Source organism: Micromonospora sp. NPDC005161 (genome assembly GCF_053599855.1).
Genome location: NZ_JBSFYQ010000048.1, coordinates 1 through 15,519 on the forward strand (window position 1 = coordinate 1; position 15,519 = coordinate 15,519).

The following is a 15,519-nucleotide window of genomic DNA, read 5'->3' on the forward strand; positions in this document are numbered from 1 at the left end:
TTATTAACATTTTTACCATACCCCCCGATTTCCCTTTCGGCGGTTTCTATAAACACAACCCCATTGTGGGGGGGGGCCCCGGGGCGGCGCCCCACCGGGGCCCCGCTTTTTTTGCTGTCCCCGTGTCCTTGCCGTGTGCGCGGCTTCCACCCCTCGGCGGTTGGTGTCCGTCCGATGCGGCCCCCACCGGGTGGCGGTCACTGTCTTTGGCGCTATACCTCAGAGGTATGAATATGCCTCTGAGGTATAGCGCTCGTTGCCGACCTCGCCCCGGCCGCGTCGGCGGAGGTGATCAGGCGGGTAGGGACGGGCCGTCGCCGGCGAGGCGGAAGGAGTCGGCCCCGACCGCTTCCACCAGCCCGTCCTGAACCAGGCCGGCCAGGGCCCGGGCGCGCTGCACGTCGTCGGTCCAGACCTGGTCCAGCCGCTGGTGCGGCACCGGTCCGGTGTTCTCTCGGAGCACCCCGAGCAGCAGCCCGCGTACCTGCCGGTCGGTGCCCGCGTACCGCTGGGGGCGGCGTGTGGGTCCGGCCGGCGCCTCCTGCCCGGAGGCCCTCCACGCGCAGACCGACTCGACCGGGCAGGCCGTGCAGCGCGGTGAACGGGCCGTGCAGATCACCGCGCCCAGCTCCATGAACGCCGCGCTGGCCAGGGCCGCTGCGGCCGGCTCGGCGGGCAGCAGCTCCTCGGTCGCGACCAGGTCGGCGGGCCGGGTGGCCGCCCCCGCGTCCGGTTCGCCGGCCACCGCCCGGCAGACCACCCGGCGCACATTCGTGTCGACCACCGGGTGCCGCTGCCCGTACGCGAACGCGGCCACCGCCCGCGCCGTGTACGTGCCGACCCCGGGCAGCGCCAAAAGCTGCTCCAGTCGGTCCGGCACCTGGCCGCCGTGCCGGTCCACGATCGCGACCGCGCACTCCCGCAGCCGGACCGCCCGGCGGGGGTAGCCGAGGCGCCCCCACATCCGGATCGCCTCGGCCGGGCTGTCCGCCGCCAGCGCGGCCGGGTCCGGCCAGCGGGCCAACCACGCCTGCCAGGCGGGGACCACCCGGACCACCGGCGTCTGCTGGAGCATGACCTCGCTGACCAGAATGGCCCACGGGCTGACCCCGGGCTCGCGCCACGGCAGGTCACGGGCGTGCTGTCGGTACCACTGGCTGATCAGAGTGGCGAAATCGGGTTGAGTCATCGCGCCGTCGATGATGTCACGCGGCGCGTTCCCGCTGGATGGGCGGCTCGGGCGGGGTGTCACGGCGGCGGCCGACGGATCGGGCAGAATGCCCGGATGAACGAGCTCGCGATCACCGTCATCGGTCGGGACCGGCCGGGCATCGTGGCCGACGTCGCCGAGGTGCTGGCCCGACTGGGCGCCAATCTCACCGACAGCACGATGACCCGGTTGCGGGGGCACTTCGCGATGACCCTCATCTGCACCGGTCCGGCCGCCACCGAGGTCGAGGCGGCGCTGGCGCCGCTGGCCGCCGAGGGTCAGCTTCTGGCGACGGTACGCGCGGTCATCCCGGACGGTGAGGTGGCCCCGGTGGGCGAGCCGTACGTGATGGCGGTGCACGGGTCGGACCGGATGGGCATCGTCGCGGCGATGACCCGGGTGCTGGTGGACGCCGGCGGGAACGTCACCGACCTGAGTACCCGGTTGGCCGGCTCGCTCTACGTGGTGCTGGCTGAGGTGGAGTTGCCGGCCGGCGTCGCCGACGGGCTGACCGACCGGTTGCATCGGACGGCTGCCGAGCTGGGGGTCGAGGTCACCCTCCGGCCGGCGGATCCGGATCTGCTGTGACCGGCGAGCGGAGCGACCCGGGCACTGACTGGAACGTCGGGACGTACGTCGGCCTGGGCGACTGGACGCCGGAGTCGCTGGCCGAGCCGGGCGAGGTGCGCGCGGTGGTGTCGGCCCCGCACCCGGTGCTGAGCCGGGCCGGCGGCGAGGTCGATCCAACCGCGGGGGACACCGTCCGGTTGGCCGCCGACCTCGTCGCCACCATGCGGGTGTCGCCGGGTTGCGTCGGCCTGGCCGCACCGCAGATCGGGGTGGCGGCCCGGGTGTTCGCCGTCGACGTGACCGGGCATCCGAAGGCCGTCACCGTGCACGGCACCTTCGTGCTCTGCAACGCCCGGGTGGTCGAGGCGACCCGGTGGAAACCAGGCCGGGAGGGCTGCATGTCGGTGCCGGACCTGACCGGGGACGTGAAGCGGGCCAGCCGGTTGGTGGTGGAGGGCGACCTGCCGGGCAGCGGGGAACCGGTCCGTCTGGTGACCGACGGCTTCGAGGCGCGCGCGTTGCAGCACGAGATCGACCACTGCGCCGGGCTGCTCTTCCTCGACCGGGTGGCCGGCGCACACGCCGTCTATCAGCGCAAGGTCTACCTCTGACGGTGCGCCGGACGATCGACAAGGTCGTCCTCAGTGGACGGTTACCGGGTGGTGCCGGCGGCGCTCCGGCGCGTCGCGGCGGGCTGGGGGGCGCAGCGCCGCTACGGTGGGAGGCATCATGCGTCTGACGGTCGGCCCCCTGCCACCCGCCGTGTACTGGCGGCGTCGCGCCGTCGTACTCGGAGCGGGGCTTCTCTTCCTGATTGTCCTGCTCTACTCGTGCACCGGCTCGGGTCGCTCCGACGGTCGGCCGCAGGCGGGGGAGACGCCGACGTCTGCTCCGACGTCCGCCGCGAGCCCGGGTCCCGGCGGGCCGGTGTTGACCCCGCAGACCGGCGCTCCGCCAGCGTCCGACGATCCTGACAACGGGAGTCCGAGCCCGGAGACCACCAGCAACGACCCGCCACCGGGCTCGGCTGCCGGGTCGGTGGACGACGGCACCTGCACCGATGCGGAGATCAGCGTGACCTCGGTGGCACGGCCCACCTCCGTTCAACGCGGAGCGGTCGTCGACCTGAAGCTCAAGATCAAGAACACCTCGGACCGGACGTGCAGCCGGAACGTCGGTGCCGACCTTCAGGAGATCTTCATCAAGTCCGGGGCCGAGAAGGTGTGGTCGTCGGACACCTGCGGCAAGGTCAAGGGTTCGGACGTGCAGTCCTTCACCCCGAACTTCGAGCGTTCCTACGAGGTGGGCTGGAACGGGCGGGACACCACCCGCTGCGACGGCAGTGGGCTGGCCGCCGGCCCCTTCCCGCCGGTCGGGACGTACCAGGTGTTCGCCCGGGTCGGCACCAAGCTCAGCGCGCCGGTAAAGGTCACAGTCACCGGCTGAGCCGGGTCAGACGTACCGCTCCAGGATTGATGCCTCGGCGAGCCGGGACAGCCCCTCGCGGACACCCCGGGCCCGGGCATCGCCGACCCCCTCGACTGCCTGCAGGTCCTCCACCGTGGCGCCCAGCAGCCGCTGGAGGCTGCCGAAGTGCACCACCAGCCGGTCGACCACCGGCACCGGCAGCCGGGGCACCTTGGCCAGCAGCCGGAAGCCCCGAGGGCTGACCGCGGCGTCCAGCGCGTCCGATGCGGCCGGGTAACCGATGGCCTTGGCCACCGACACCAGGTCGATCAGCTCGGTGGCGCCGAGCAGGTCCAGCTCGACCAGCGCCTCGTCCAGAGTGCGGGACTTGCGGCCGACCGGGAGGTAGTCCCGGATGACCAGCGTCCGGTCGGCGTCCACGCCGGCCATCAGCTCGTCGAGCTGGAGGGCGAGCAGACGGCCGTCGGTGCCCAGCTCGACCACGTAGCCGGCGATCTCGTCGGCGATCCGGCGGACCATCTCCAGTCGCTGCACCACCGCCACCGCGTCCCGCACGGTGACCAGGTCCTCGATCTCCAGAGCGGAGAGCGTCCCGGAGACCTCGTCCAGCCGGAGCTTGTAGCGCTCCAGGGTGGCCAGCGCCTGGTTGGCTCTGGAGAGGATGGCCGCCGAGTCGTCGAGCACGTGCCGCTGACCGTTGACGTAGAGGCTGATGATCCGCATCGACTGGCTGACCGAGATGACCGGATAGCCGGTCTGCCGGGCCACCCGCTCGGCCGTGCGGTGCCGGGTGCCGGACTCCTCCGTCGGGATGGACGGGTCGGGCATCAGGTGCACGGCCGCCCGGACGATCCGGGTGCCGTCGCTGGAGAGCACGACCGCGCCATCCATCTTGCAGAGCTCCCGCACCCGGGTCGCGGAGAACTCCACGTCCAGGGGGAAGCCGCCGGTGCACAGGCCCTCGACGACCTTGTCGTAGCCGAGCACGATGAGCGCGCCGGTGCGGCCGCGCAGAATGCGCTCTAACCCGTCCCGCAGCGCGGTGCCGGGTGCCATCAGGGCGAGGTTCGCCCGCAGCGGGTCCCCGGCGCTCCCGGCGGCTCCCGCGGTCACGCTGACACTGATCGTGCGGGCGGGCGAGCCCACGCCGCCGGTGCGGGCGTGGGGCGGCGCGCCGGCAGGCTTGGTGGTATCGCGGTCGATCGGCACGGGCACAGTCTACGGACTGCCGTGCGGTGGGTGCTGTCGTGGTTACTGTGATGTGTCACGATGCCGCCCCTTCAGCCGTTTCCCGCTTGCGGCGTGCTGTCCGGTATCGCCGTCCCCGTCGACACGGTGGGTCACTCGGCGGACGCACGAGCGGCATGGTGCAACGCCGAGCGGACGTCCGTGACCTCGGTCACCCGCATCTGTTCGGGACCGGCACCGGTGCTGGCCGGGCCGCAGCCGGGCGGGACCAGGGCCACCTTGAACCCGAGCCGGGCCGCCTCGGCCAACCGGCGCGGCACCGCCCCGACCCGGCGCACCTCGCCGGTCAGCCCCACCTCGCCGATCGCCACCAGGTGCGGCGCGATGGCCAGGTTGAGCCCGCCGGACGCGACCGCCAGCGCGACCGCCAGGTCGGCGGCCGGCTCCACCACGCGGATTCCGCCCACGGTGGCCGCGAAGACCTCCCGGTCGTGCAGGGTGAGCCGCTCGGTGCGGCGTTGCAGCACCGCGAGCACCATCGCCAGCCGGGCCGAGTCGAGGCCGGAGACCGTACGCCGGGGCGAGCCGGCGACCGTCGCGCCGATAAGTGCCTGCACCTCGGTGACCAGGGCGCGGCGCCCCTCCATCGCCACCGTCACGCAGGTGCCCGGCACCGGCTCGGAGTAACGGGTCAGGAACAGCCCGGACGGGTCGGCGAGGCTGCTGATGCCGCCCTCGTGCATCTCGAAGCAGCCGACCTCGTCGGCCGCGCCGAACCGGTTCTTGACGCCGCGCACGAGCCGCAGCGACGAGTGCTTGTCGCCCTCGAAGTGCAGCACCACGTCGACCAGGTGCTCCAGCACCCGGGGGCCGGCGACCTGGCCGTCCTTGGTGACGTGCCCGACCAGCACCGTGGCGATGCCCCGCTCCTTGGCGACCGAGACCAGCGCCGAGGTGACCGCCCGGACCTGGGTCACCCCACCGGGCACCCCCTCGGTGCCGGTCGTCGAGATGGTCTGCACCGAGTCGAGCACCAGCAGGCCCGGCTTGACCGCGTCGAGGTGCCCGAGCACCGCCGCCAGGTCGCTCTCCGCCGCGAGGTAGAGCTGGTCGTGCAGGGTGCCCATCCGCTCGGCGCGGAGGCGTACCTGACTGACCGACTCTTCGCCGCTGACCACGAGCGACGGGCTGCCGGCGCCGACGGCCCACTGCTGCGCCACGTCCAGCAGCAGGGTGGACTTGCCCACGCCCGGCTCGCCGGCGAGCAGCACCACCGCGCCCGGGACCAGGCCGCCGCCGAGCACCCGGTCGAGCTCGCTCACCCCGGTGGGCCGGGCGCGGGCCGGTGCGGCGCTGATGGTGGCGATCGGTCGGGCCGGCTCGGCGGGAAGCCGGGAGCTGACCACCCGACCGGAGACCGTCGGGCCGGTCACCGTGCACTCGACCACCGAGCCCCACTCGCCGCATTCCGGGCAGCGCCCCACCCACTTCGGCGGCTGGTGGCCACAGGCGTCGCACTCGTAGGCCGGGCGTGGCTCGCGGGCGGTGGACCGACCGCGGGCGCCGCTGGCCGTGCCGCCGCGCGGAGGGGTCGATCGGGAGGTGGTCACATCAGGACGCTAGCCCTCGCGTACGACGAAAACACCCCGGCGTGGTGGTCACCACGCCGGGGCGTTTGTCGATGTCGCTCGGGTCAGCCGTGGGTCGTGCCGCCCTCGTCACCCTCGTAGCCGCCCTCGCGCTCGATGATCGGCGAGGGGGGCGCTGCCGGGGTGAGCGGCACCGCGACCGGCGCGGGGCCGGTGAGCGTGTTGCCGTTACCGAAGTCGAAGGTCACGACGACGTTCTGGCCGGAGCGCAGCGCCTCGGTCAGGCCGATCAGCCGGAGCTGCTGGGTGGCCTCGGAGTTGAGCTGGAGGTAGCTCAGCGGAGCCAGCTCGATCCGGGCGGGCTGACCCGGAGTGGAGGGGCTGGCCGAGCCGGACGCCCGCGCGGACTCCGGGGCGGACGGGGTGGCCGAGGACGATCCGGTCTCCGACGGGGTCGCCGACGGGCTGGCCGAGCCGGAGTCGGAGGCGGACGGGCTGGCGGAGGCCGACTCGGAGGCGGACGGCGACGGGCTCTCCGAGCCGCCGCTGATCACGACCTCGCGGGCGCTCTCGGTGGTGACGGTGACCGTCACCGTGTCCTTCGAGTCGTTGTAGATCACGGCGTTGAGTGTTGCGTCCTGCCCAGCCCGGTAGCCCTCGGTGCCCGGGTACTCGACCAGCAGGCCACGCACCGCGAAGACGCCGTTGCCGGACGAGAGGTTCACGCCCTGGACCGACGTCGCCTTCTTGGCGGTCTCGGCGATCTGGCCGGCGCCGCACCCGGACGCCAGCAGGCTGGTCGTCACCGCAATCCCGGACAGCAACAGGGCCGCCCGCCGGGATCCCCTGATCGAGCGCGTCACGTCGGTCCTCCTCGTCACGATCCCCACCCGGCCGTACGCCGGGCACGGTGGCCATACCCGCGCAGACCGCGCTCCAGGGTAGTTGGAGCTGATCGAGGCCCGCACGCGGACCCGGGCAATGCCACCTTCCCGGGTGCCGGTCACACCACCCGACCGCTCACCACCAGCAGGACCACGTCGATGAGGGCCACCAGCATCACCGCCCGGAAGGCGGCCACCGGCCGGCGGCCGGCCCGGACCGCCGAGCGCCCGGCGTACCAGCCCAGCGCCGGCACCACGGCGGCCGCGCCCACCGCCGTCATCCCGATCACCGACGGTGGCCCGGGCGGCCCGAGGACCAGGGCCGCGGTCGCCGCGAGGAGCAACCCGGCCGCGGCGGCCCGGCTGCCGGTTGGGCCCAACCGGTGCGGCAGGCCCCGCACCCCGGTGCGGGCGTCGTCGGCCAGGTCAGGCAGGACGTTGGCGAAGTGCGCCCCGGCACCCAGGCAGGCGGCCGCCGCCAGCAGCCAGGCCGGCGGGGTCGGCTCGTCGGGCAGCCCCAGCACCACGAAGGCGGGCAGCGCGCCGAAGGAGACCGCGTACGGCAGCACCGAGAACGCGGTGGCCTTGAGCGGCCAGTCGTAGAGCAGCGCGGAGACCAGGGCGACGGTGAGCCAGAACGCCGCCGTGGGGTTCGTGGTCAGCGCCAGCAGCGGGCAGGCCACCGCGGCCGCCGCCGCGGCCCAGGCCGTGGTGCGGCGGCCGACCGCGCCGGTGGCGACCGGCTTGTCGGTACGCCCCACCGTGGCGTCCCGTTCGGCGTCCAGCGCGTCGTTGGTCCAGCCCACGGCGAGCTGGCTGGCCAGCACCGCGAGCACCACCGAGGCGATTCCGGCCGGCCGGTGCCCCACTCCCCAGGCCAGCAGACCCGCCACTGTGGTCACCGCCGCGGCCGGTTCCGGATGGCTCGCCCTGACCAGCCCTAACACCCTCGACGACATAAGGGAAGTCTGGTCGTTACCGAGCAGTCGTGCCACGCTCGGAGCCATGCGAGACGTGGCTGCGGCCGCGGCGTCCACCGGCCCCCGGGTGCTGCCGCGCAACGATCCGCGCCAGTACGACGATCTGGCCGGTGAGTGGTGGCGGCCGGATGGCGCGTTCGCGATGCTGCACTGGCTCGCCGAGGCCCGCGCGGCACTGGTGCCACCGGCTGCCCGCCCTGACGCGCTCCTGGTCGACCTGGGCTGCGGTGCCGGGCTGCTCGCGCCGCACCTGGCTGGCAAGGGATACCGGCACGTCGGGGTCGACCTGACCCGCTCGGCGCTGGTCCAGGCAGCCGGGCACGGGGTGCGCGTGATCCAGGCCGACGTCACCGCGGTCCCGCTCGCCGATGGCTGCGCCGACGTGGTTTCCGCAGGTGAGCTGCTCGAACACGTCCCGGCCTGGCCGCGCGCGGTGGCCGAGGCGTGCCGGCTGCTGCGCCCGGGTGGGCTGCTGGTGCTGGACACCCTGAACGACACCGCACTGGCCCGGCTGGTCGCGGTGCGCATCGCCGAGCGACTGCCGACCGTGCCGCGCGGCATCCACGATCCACAGTTGTTCGTGGATGCCCGGGCGCTGGTGGCCGAGTGCGAGCGGCATGGCGTCGTGTTGCGGCTGCGCGGCATCCGACCTCAGGTCGGTGGCCTGGTCACCTGGCTGTTGCGGCGGGCCCGCGCCGCCCGGAGGCCCGGTGCGGCGGCCACCGGCCGTGCTCCGCGCATCGTGCCGACCCGGTCCACCTCGGTGCTATACCAGGGCCGGGGGGTCCGCAACGGATAGTCGGGCCGTGGCGGGGGTAAGGGACGCCGAGAAGGGGGCAATATGACGGTGCACGCGCTGGAGGCGGCCCGCCGGTTGGCGCCGCGGTTCGCCGCGCGGGCGGCGGAACACGACCGGGACGGCTCCTTTCCGGTCGAGGACTTCCGTGACCTGCGGGAGGCCGGCCTGTTCGGGTTGATGGTGCCCCGGTCGTTGGGTGGCCTGGGCGCCAGCTTCGCCGAGTACGCCGCGGTGGCGACCGAACTTGCCCGAGGCAACGGCGCGACCGCCCTGGTGTTCAACATGCACGCCTCGGTGACCGGCGCGTTGGGCGCGGTCACCGAGGAGTTGGCCGAGGCGCTGGGCGTGCCGGACGAGGCGCTGGCCGCCCGGGACCGGCTGCTCACCGCCGCGGCGCAGGGCTCCTGGTACGCGGTGGCGATGAGCGAGCGCGGCGCCGGGGCCCGGCTCTCCCAGCTGAGCACGGTCTACGAGGCGACCGATGCGGGCTGGCGCCTCAAGGGCAGCAAGACCTTCTGCTCCGGCGCCGGGCACGCCGACGGTTACCTGGTGGCCGCGCGCAGCACCGCGGACCAGTCGGTGGTCTCCCAGTTCCTGGTGCCTGCCGGCCCGGAGGGCCTGACCGTCGAGCCGACCTGGGACGCGCTCGGCATGCGCGCCACCTCGTCGCACGACCTGCACCTGGACGTCACGGTGCCGGCCGACCGGCTGCTGGGCGGAGTGGAGGGGCTCGCCCTGGTGGTCGCCCAGCTGATGCCGCACTGGTTGGTGGCCAGCTACGCGGCGGTCTACGTGGGGGTGGCCCGGGCGGCGATCGACGCGGCGGCCGAGCACCTCAACGCCCGCAACCTGGCCGGTCTGCCGGCCGTGCGCGCGCGGTTGGGGCGGGCGGACGCGGCCACGGCGGCGGCCCAGCTGGTGGTGGCCGAGGCGGCCCGCCGGGTGGACGAGACGCCGGGTGACGCGGAGACCAACCGTTGGGTGTGGCGGGCGAAGCTGCTCGCCGGCACCACGGCCGCCGAGGTGGCGGCGTCGATGCTGGAGGCGGCGGGCACCTCGGCGACGCGGCGCGGCCACCCGTTGGAGCGTCTCTACCGGGACGCCCGCTGCGGCTCGCTGCATCCGGCCACGTCGGACGTCTGCGCCGACTGGCTCGGTATTGCCGCGCTGGGCGGGGATCCGGACCGTGACGGATCGGCCCCACGTTGGTGAGCCGGTGCGGCTGGACCGGCGCGGGGGATCGGCTGGCCGGGATGGCCGGGGGGGAGGAGTCGGGGGAGGATCGGGTCGGACGAGAGGTGGGGATCGTGGCCGTACCAGTGATCGCGGGGCTCGGGACGGCACAGCCGCCGTCCGCTTCGCAGGACGAGTTGTGGGAGGGCTTCTTCTCCCGGCACTTCTCCGGCACCACCCGGTCGTTGGCCCAGCGGATCTTCGCGAACTCGGGGGTGACGCGCCGACAGGCCGCGGTCAATCCCCTGCTGGAGGACGTCTCGGACTGGCCGACCGAACGCCGGATGCGCCGCTACCAGGTGGAGGCGCTGCCGCTGGGCAAGGAGGCGGTCGGCCGTGCGCTGACCGCGGCCGGGCTGGGCGCCGGCGACATCGGGCTGTTCATCGTCTGTTCCTGCACCGGGTACGCCACCCCCGGGCTCGACATCCTGCTCGCCCGGGATCTCGGCATGGCTCCGGACACCCAGCGGATGTTCGTCGGTCACATGGGCTGTTACGCGGCGCTGCCGGGGCTGGGCGCGGCGAGCGACTTCGTCACCGCCCGGGGCCGTCCAGCGTTGCTGCTCTGCGCGGAGCTGACGAGCCTGCACATCCAGCCGTCCAGCGCCCGGGTGGACACCCAGCAGATCGTCTCGCATGCGCTCTTCTCGGACGCCGCGGTCGCCGCCGTGGTGATGCCGGGCGGCCCGGGGTACGTCATGCGTGAGGTCACCTCGATCACCGACACGTCCACCGCCGACCACATGACGTGGGACGTCACCGACGCGGGCTTCCGGATGGGGTTGTCGCCGAAGGTGCCGCAGGTGCTCTCCCGGCACGTCCGTGGGCTGGTCGACGACCTGCTGGCCCGGCACGGCACCACGGTCTCCGAGGTGGACGGCTGGGCGGTGCACCCGGGCGGGCCGCGCATCCTCAACGTGGTCGAGCGGGAGCTGGCCCTCCCGCCGCAGGCGCTGGCGGCGTCCCGGGCGACGCTCGACGAGCACGGCAACTGCTCCTCCCCGACCGTGCTGCTGATCCTCGATCGGCTGAGCCGCGCGACGGCGGCGCCCCGGCGGATCGTCATGCTGGCGTTCGGTCCCGGCCTCACCCTGTACGCCGTGCTGCTCGATCGACAGGGCTGATCGCCGCGCGACCCGGCCGGTACGCTCGCCGCATGGATGCTGCGGCGGACGACCGGCTGCGTTCGGCGGCGCTGGTCGGGGTGGCCCTGGCCGCCCTGGCCGTCGGCGGCTGGTGGTGGCGTGCCGCCGCGCCCGCTGCGACGGCCCAGCCGGCTCCCACCCCGACCGTCCGGCCGGACGAGATCGGGCCGGGAAGTGGCACGCCTTCCGGCGTGCCCGACGTGCGGCGCACGGTGCAGCTGGATTCGGAGACGAGTGTGATCGCCCGCGAGGGGGAGACCTCGTCGGTGTGGATCGACCCGGAGACGGGCAGGATCACCGACCTTGACGGCCCCGCGGATGAGTTCGTATCCCAGGGGGACCCGGCGGACGGGCTGCCCGGATTCAGCGCGACGATCTGGCGGGAGCGGGCGACGCTCACCCCTGGAAAGAGCGTGATCCGGGAGGCCTCGGGCGACGGCGGCCGCTATCTGCTGCAGTACCGCTGCACCCGGCCGGGCGGCATGCTGGTGGTGGTCACCGGCGCGCGGCTGACGGGACCGTCCCGGATCGACTGTGACGGCGCGCTCAACATGGCCGACGTCGACGCGATCGGTGGCCCGATCCGGGTGTCGCTGTCGACGGCCGGCGAGGAGCCGGTCGACGTCGAGGCTCAATTCGTCGAGCTGTCCTGACCCGAGCCGTACGTCCGGCGTTCGCTGGCCGGGCCGTCCGGCGAGGCCACCTCAGCGGGCGAGGGCGGTCAGGTCCTCCCGGTACGCGTCGACCGGCCCCACTTCGGGTAGCACCCGGGTCACCACGCCGGCGCGGTCGACCAGCAGTGCGGTCGCGGTGTCGTTGCGCGCCGGCTCGCCCAGGAACGAGCGCAGCCCGCCAGCGGGGTCGGCCAGGGCGCGGACGTCCCGCCCGACCGGCGGTGGGGCGGTAACCGCCCGCCCTCCGCTGACGGTGACCACGGCCACCCCGGCGGGCGCCGCCGCCACGGCCTCGGCCACCCGGTCCGCGCACGGGCAGCCGTCCACCAGGATGATCATGGCGGGCAGTAGGCCGCGCAGGGGTACCGGTGACTGGCCGGCGTCGACCAGGTCCAGCGCGGGCAGCGCCCGCCCGGCGAGGGGCGCGGGTGGCGCGTAGGGAGCCGGGGTCGGGCGGTCGGCGCCACGGTTGGCGCGCGGCCAGGTGACCGCCAGCAGGCCGGCCAGTGTGGTGAGCACGGCCACCAGCAGGATCAGCAGTGGCAGGGCCATGGCGCGGTGCCCACCCGGTAGGCCGGTGGTCCGGCGCAGCTCACGGCGGATCTGGGCGGCCTCGGTGGCGAGTGCGGACGCGTCGTCGGGGACGACCACCCGACCCCACTCGGGTGGCAGGTCGGGCAGCCCGTGGCCCTCTGCGTCCGGCTTGCCCATCGGACCCCCTGGCAGCGTCTCGAGAGCGGAGTGTGGTGCTGCCTCCAGCGTCCCGCACCGGGGGCACCTCCCGCTACACCTGGGCGCGGTCCCGCCCGGCGGGATACCATGAGGTGAGCGCATAGCCCTTGATCTCGACGTTCTGTTCACCCGTACCGGGAAGTCATCCGTGCGTTACGGAGCGTGTTCGAACCATCGGTTTGACCGCCTGTCAAGCTGAAGAAAGACCTCTCACAGGGCCCCTGAGCTGCGCCAACGGTCAGGACATCGGTGAGACATCGGTGCCTGACCGTGTTACCCTAGACACAGCGAAAGGGGTTTCGAACCTATGGTTTTCAGTGTCGGCGAGACCGTTGTTTACCCCCACCACGGGGCCGCACTCATCGAGGCAATCGAGACTCGGGTCATCAAGGGCGAGCCTAAGCAGTACCTCGTCCTGAGGGTCGCGCAGGGTGACCTGACGGTCCGGGTGCCGGCCGAGAACGCCGAGATCGTGGGCGTGCGTGAGGTGGTCGGCGAAGAGGGCCTCGGCAAGGTCTTCGACGTTCTTCGGGCACCGCACACCGAGGAGCCGACCAATTGGTCGCGGCGTTACAAGGCCAACCTGGAGAAGCTGGCCTCCGGCAACCCGCTGAAGGTCGCCGAGGTCGTGCGTGACCTGTGGCGTCGGGAGCGGGAGCGGGGCCTTTCCGCGGGCGAGAAGCGGATGCTCGCCAAGGCCCGTGACATCCTCGTCGGCGAGGTCGCGCTGGCGGAGAAGAGCACCAAGGACGAGGCGGAGACGCTGCTCGACAAGGTGCTCACCGAGGCCTAGTCCGCACAGCATCGTCGTACCCAATTCGTAGCGAAGAAACCACCGAGGACCGCGACGTGACCGCGCAGCTGAATCCGCGCGGTGACGTCGCGGTCCTCGTGCCTGCGGCGGGTGCCGGCGTACGGCTCGGCCCCGGCCGACCCAAGGCGCTGCGCCTGCTCGCCGGGGAGCCGCTGCTGGTGCACGCCGTGCGCCGGCTGGCCGCCGCACCCTCGGTGCACACGATCGTGGTGGCCGCCCCGGCTGCCGAGGTGACGGCCGTCCGCGAGTTGCTCGCACCGGTCGCCCCGGTGACCGTGGTGCCTGGCGGCGCGGAGCGGCAGGCGTCGGTGGCCGCCGCGCTGGCCGCGGTGCCCGCCGGTCCGACGATCATCCTGGTGCACGACGCCGCCCGTGCGCTGACGCCGCCGGAGCTGGTGGAGTCCGTCGCGGCGGCTGTCCGCGACGGGCGGGACGCGGTCATCCCGGTGCTGCCGGTCGTCGACACGATCAAGGAGGTCGGCGCCGACGAGGTGGTGCTCGGCACCGTGGACCGGTCCGCCCTGCGCGCGGTGCAGACACCGCAGGGCTTCCGCCGGTCCGTGCTCACTGCCGCGCACGCCGCGGCCGGCGATCCGCTCACCGACGACGCCGGGCTGGTCGAGAAGCAGGGCATCGCGGTGAGCTGCGTGCCCGGCTCGGAGTACGCGCTGAAGATCACTCGCCCGTTCGACCTCGCGCTGGCCGAGCATCTGCTCGCGGCCGCCGATTGACGCGTACCCTCGGTTCATGATCGTTCCCCGGGTGGCCGTCGGCACCGACGTGCACGCGTTCGAGCCCGGCCGGCCCTGCTGGGTGGCCGGCCTGCTCTGGCCCGACCAGGACGGCCTCGCCGGGCACTCGGACGCCGACGTGGCCGCGCACGCCGCCTGCAACGCGCTGCTCTCCGCCGCCGGTCTGGGTGATCTCGGTTCCGCCTTCGGGGTGGGCCAGCCGGAGTGGGCGGGCGCGTCCGGGGTGGCCCTGCTGACCGAGACGGCACGCCGGGTGCGGGCCGCCGGCCTGGAGATCGGCAACGTCTCCGTGCAGATCGTCGGCAACCGACCCAAGATCGGCCGGCGCCGCGCGGAGGCCCAGCAGGTTCTCTCCGCTGCCGTCGGTGCCCCGGTCACCGTCTCCGCCGCGACCACCGACGGGCTCGGCTTCACCGGCCGCGAGGAAGGGCTCGCCGGCATCGCGGTGGCCCTGGTGTACGACGCGCCGGCCACCTAGGCTCGCCGCGATGTCCAGCGACCCCGCCTCCGACCGTTCCGCCGCCGACGGCTACCTCGAGCGCGCCCAGCTCCTCGCCGAACTCGGTCGCCACGACGAGGCGGCCGGGGAACTGACCTATGGGCTCGCGCTGAAGCCCGACGACCCGGAAGCGCTCACCATGCTGGCCCGCGTACACCTGGCGGCCGGCCGGCCGGTCGACGCGCTCACCGCCGCCGACGCGGCCGTGGCCGCCGCACCGGAGGCACTCCCGCCGCTGGTCGCCCGGGGCATGGCGCTGGCCGACCTGGAGCGCTACGCCGAGTCGGCCGCCACCGCCGACCAGCTCCTCGCGCTCGGCCCGGCGGACGCGTACGCCCAGCGCAGCGCGGCGGCGCTCCTGGCCGATTCGCGCAACGGCCAGCCGGCGCTGAACGCGGCCTGGCGCGGGGTCGAGCTGACCCCGGACGAACCGCAGGCGCACCTGGTGCTCGGCCTGGTGGCGGCCCGGCTGGAGCTGTTCGACCTGGCCGAGCGGGCCTACCGCGAGGCGCTGCGGCTCGACCCGCGCCTCGCCGACGCCCGGCACGACGTGGGTGTCATCCGGCTGGAGCAGCGCCGCTGGTCGGAGGCGTTGGAACACCTCGCCGAGGCGGCCACGATCAGCCCGCGCCGGATGGACTCCGGGCGGACCATCGCGTACGGCCTGCATCGTCTGGTGCTCTACGGCGCTGGTTGGTCGCTGGTGGCCGCGGTGGTCGTGGCCTTCGCCGCCTCGGCGAACGACGGCTTCTCCCGCGTCCTGGCGGTGCTCGCCGCGCTCACCGGGGCGATCGTCGTCTGGCAGCTCGCGGCTCGGCTGCCGGGGCTGACCCGGACCGTCCTACCCGCCCTGCTGCACTCGGACCGGACGATGGCCCTGGCGATCTACGCCGTGGCGGCCGCGCCGGTGCTGCTCCTGGTGTACGCGGTGGTCGGCTCGCCGTGGCCGCTCGTACTGGCCATCGCCGCCACCGCGGTCGCCGAATTCGCCATCTTCACCCGCACGGCCATCCGCTCGTGAT

17 protein-coding genes are annotated in these 15,519 nt (G+C 73.7%); 11 read left to right on the plus strand and 6 right to left on the minus strand.

What is annotated here, in order from left to right:
* Window positions 1–292: 292 nt before the first annotated feature.
* Entirely contained in the window at window positions 293–1,189 is an 897-nt protein-coding gene (locus tag ACWD5O_RS31250; RefSeq protein WP_450004520.1) for an A/G-specific adenine glycosylase, read from the minus strand.
* A 96-nt stretch (window positions 1,190–1,285) separates the two neighbouring features.
* On the opposite strand from ACWD5O_RS31250, the gene ACWD5O_RS31255 reads away from it, so the two are divergent.
* From ACWD5O_RS31255 to ACWD5O_RS31265, 3 genes are all read left to right on the plus strand, one after another.
* A complete protein-coding gene (locus ACWD5O_RS31255; protein ID WP_354963453.1) occupies window positions 1,286–1,798 on the plus strand; it encodes a glycine cleavage system protein R in 513 nt (170 codons plus the stop codon).
* Window positions 1,795–2,391, plus strand: coding sequence for a peptide deformylase (locus ACWD5O_RS31260; RefSeq protein WP_354963454.1), 597 nt, complete (start codon window positions 1,795–1,797; stop codon window positions 2,389–2,391). Before ACWD5O_RS31255 ends, ACWD5O_RS31260 begins: the two co-directional genes overlap by 4 nt.
* 118 nt (window positions 2,392–2,509) lie before the next feature.
* Window positions 2,510–3,226 (plus strand): RAD23 family protein, encoded by a 717-nt coding sequence (locus ACWD5O_RS31265; protein ID WP_354963455.1) that lies wholly within the window; start codon window positions 2,510–2,512, stop codon window positions 3,224–3,226.
* A 6-nt stretch (window positions 3,227–3,232) separates the two neighbouring features.
* On the opposite strand, the gene disA is transcribed toward ACWD5O_RS31265, so the two are convergent.
* The 4 genes from disA to ACWD5O_RS31285 form a co-directional block, all read right to left on the minus strand.
* On the minus strand, window positions 3,233–4,417 hold the full coding sequence (gene disA / locus ACWD5O_RS31270; protein ID WP_089021854.1) for a DNA integrity scanning diadenylate cyclase DisA: 1,185 nt from the start codon (window positions 4,415–4,417) through the stop codon (window positions 3,233–3,235).
* Window positions 4,418–4,548: 131 nt separating this feature from the next.
* Window positions 4,549–6,006 (minus strand): DNA repair protein RadA, encoded by a 1,458-nt coding sequence (radA, locus tag ACWD5O_RS31275; RefSeq protein WP_354963456.1) that lies wholly within the window; start codon window positions 6,004–6,006, stop codon window positions 4,549–4,551.
* 83 nt (window positions 6,007–6,089) lie between these two features.
* Window positions 6,090–6,848, minus strand: a complete 759-nt coding sequence (locus ACWD5O_RS31280; RefSeq protein ID WP_354963457.1) for a hypothetical protein — start codon at window positions 6,846–6,848, stop codon at window positions 6,090–6,092.
* Between the two features lie 140 nt (window positions 6,849–6,988).
* Complete coding sequence (locus tag ACWD5O_RS31285; protein WP_354963458.1) at window positions 6,989–7,828, minus strand: UbiA family prenyltransferase; 840 nt, start codon at window positions 7,826–7,828, stop codon at window positions 6,989–6,991.
* Window positions 7,829–7,874: 46 nt separating this feature from the next.
* Here ACWD5O_RS31285 and ACWD5O_RS31290 point away from each other — a divergent pair, with 46 nt between their 5' ends.
* From ACWD5O_RS31290 to ACWD5O_RS31305, 4 genes are all read left to right on the plus strand, one after another.
* Entirely contained in the window at window positions 7,875–8,648 is a 774-nt protein-coding gene (locus tag ACWD5O_RS31290; RefSeq protein ID WP_450087551.1) for a methyltransferase domain-containing protein, read from the plus strand.
* Window positions 8,649–8,690: 42 nt separating this feature from the next.
* A complete protein-coding gene (locus ACWD5O_RS31295; protein ID WP_354963460.1) occupies window positions 8,691–9,860 on the plus strand; it encodes an acyl-CoA dehydrogenase family protein in 1,170 nt (389 codons plus the stop codon).
* Window positions 9,861–9,946: 86 nt separating this feature from the next.
* A complete protein-coding gene (locus tag ACWD5O_RS31300) occupies window positions 9,947–11,005 on the plus strand; it encodes a type III polyketide synthase (RefSeq protein WP_354963461.1) in 1,059 nt (352 codons plus the stop codon).
* Window positions 11,006–11,037: 32 nt separating this feature from the next.
* Complete coding sequence (locus tag ACWD5O_RS31305; RefSeq protein WP_354963462.1) at window positions 11,038–11,679, plus strand: hypothetical protein; 642 nt, start codon at window positions 11,038–11,040, stop codon at window positions 11,677–11,679.
* A 51-nt stretch (window positions 11,680–11,730) separates the two neighbouring features.
* On the opposite strand, the gene ACWD5O_RS31310 is transcribed toward ACWD5O_RS31305, so the two are convergent.
* Entirely contained in the window at window positions 11,731–12,411 is a 681-nt protein-coding gene (locus ACWD5O_RS31310) for a hypothetical protein (protein ID WP_354963463.1), read from the minus strand.
* Window positions 12,412–12,739: 328 nt separating this feature from the next.
* On the opposite strand from ACWD5O_RS31310, the gene ACWD5O_RS31315 reads away from it, so the two are divergent.
* Genes ACWD5O_RS31315 through ACWD5O_RS31330 form a run of 4 tightly spaced genes read left to right on the plus strand, consistent with a single transcriptional unit; the run spans window position 12,740 to window position 15,518 of the window.
* Window positions 12,740–13,225, plus strand: a complete 486-nt coding sequence (locus tag ACWD5O_RS31315) for a CarD family transcriptional regulator (RefSeq protein WP_007073334.1) — start codon at window positions 12,740–12,742, stop codon at window positions 13,223–13,225.
* A 56-nt stretch (window positions 13,226–13,281) separates the two neighbouring features.
* Window positions 13,282–13,977 (plus strand): 2-C-methyl-D-erythritol 4-phosphate cytidylyltransferase, encoded by a 696-nt coding sequence (ispD, locus tag ACWD5O_RS31320; protein WP_387324280.1) that lies wholly within the window; start codon window positions 13,282–13,284, stop codon window positions 13,975–13,977.
* Between the two features lie 16 nt (window positions 13,978–13,993).
* Window positions 13,994–14,476: a 2-C-methyl-D-erythritol 2,4-cyclodiphosphate synthase gene (ispF, locus tag ACWD5O_RS31325; protein ID WP_354963465.1), complete on the plus strand. Its 483-nt coding sequence runs from the start codon at window positions 13,994–13,996 to the stop codon at window positions 14,474–14,476.
* Between the two features lie 10 nt (window positions 14,477–14,486).
* A complete protein-coding gene (locus tag ACWD5O_RS31330) occupies window positions 14,487–15,518 on the plus strand; it encodes a tetratricopeptide repeat protein (protein WP_387324284.1) in 1,032 nt (343 codons plus the stop codon).
* The last annotated feature ends 1 nt before the right edge of the window (window position 15,519 follow it).